The sequence below is a fragment of the Bacillus sp. P4_D3 genome (genome assembly GCF_056401855.1).
Map to the genome: position 1 here is coordinate 1 of NZ_JBFUIN010000870.1, position 1176 is coordinate 1176.

Consider the following 1176-nt stretch of genomic DNA (forward strand, 5'->3'; position numbering starts at 1 on the left):
TCCCTATTGAATACGAGGGATCATCTTTTTTATGCCGTCTAACTTTTTTAAATGTCCTTTGCTAGACTCATGCTTTTTATATTTAAAGTGAATTATTTACAATCACAATTATGCTGTTTAAAATCGATTACCATACGTCCTTGAATTCTACCTTGTTCCATTTCTTCGAATACATTTTGTACTTTATCTAGAGAACACGTTTGAACAACTGGCACTACTTTTCCTTCTGCGCCGAACATAAATGCCTCCTCCAGATCCTTACGAGTACCAACTAGAGAACCAACTACTTCAATCCCGTCTAATACAAGTCGTGGAATGTTTAAATCCATAGTTTCTACTGGTAAACCTACCGCAACTACTTTACCGCAAGCACGTACTGCATCAACTGCTGAGTTGAAGGCTACTTTAGAAACCGCTGTTACTACAGCAGCATAAGCACCACCAAACTCCTCTTGAACAATTTTATCAGCAGGACCTTGAGAAATCGGATTGATAGTCATATCAGCACCAACTTCTTTTGCTAAGGCTAATTTGTCGTCATTGATATCTACTGCAATTACCTTTGCACCAAATACGTTTTTAGCATATTGAATAGCTAGGTTACCTAATCCACCACAACCATAGATTACGATAGGTTGACCAGGTTTAATGTCTGATACTTTTATAGCTTTATATGTAGTTACGCCCGCACATGTGATTGATGATGCTTGAGCAGGATCTAATCCTTCTGGTACCTTCACCGCATAATCAGCTGTAACAATACATTGTTCAGCCATACCACCATCTACTGAATAACCAGCATTTTTCACTTCACGGCAGAATGTTTCTCTCCCCGTTACGCAATATTCACAACGTCCACAAGATTGGAACATCCATGCAATACTTACACGGTCACCTATCTTTAGTGAAGTAACATCATCAGCAATTTTAGTAACAATACCTACACCCTCATGACCAAGGATGCGGCCATCGGTGTTTCCAAAATCATGATTCGCAACGTGTAAATCAGTGTGGCAAACTCCACAATACTCTACATCTACTAGCGCTTCACCCGAGTGTAACGGACGTAATTCTTTTTCAATAACTTCAATATTTGCTTTGCTGTTTTTATTAACTACTACTGCTTTCATATGTGATCTCCCCTTTAGTGTTTTAGAGTTTTAATGAGTTTATCTC

The 1176-nt window shown here is 38.6% G+C and carries 1 protein-coding gene; it reads right to left on the bottom strand.

Translation table 11 applies throughout. The features are described from left to right. Positions 1 to 92 precede the first annotated feature (92 nt). Positions 93 to 1130: an alcohol dehydrogenase AdhP gene (gene adhP, locus AC1DTM_RS27530; RefSeq protein ID WP_002012687.1), complete on the bottom strand. Its 1038-nt coding sequence runs from the start codon at positions 1128 to 1130 to the stop codon at positions 93 to 95. Positions 1131 to 1176 lie beyond the last annotated feature (46 nt).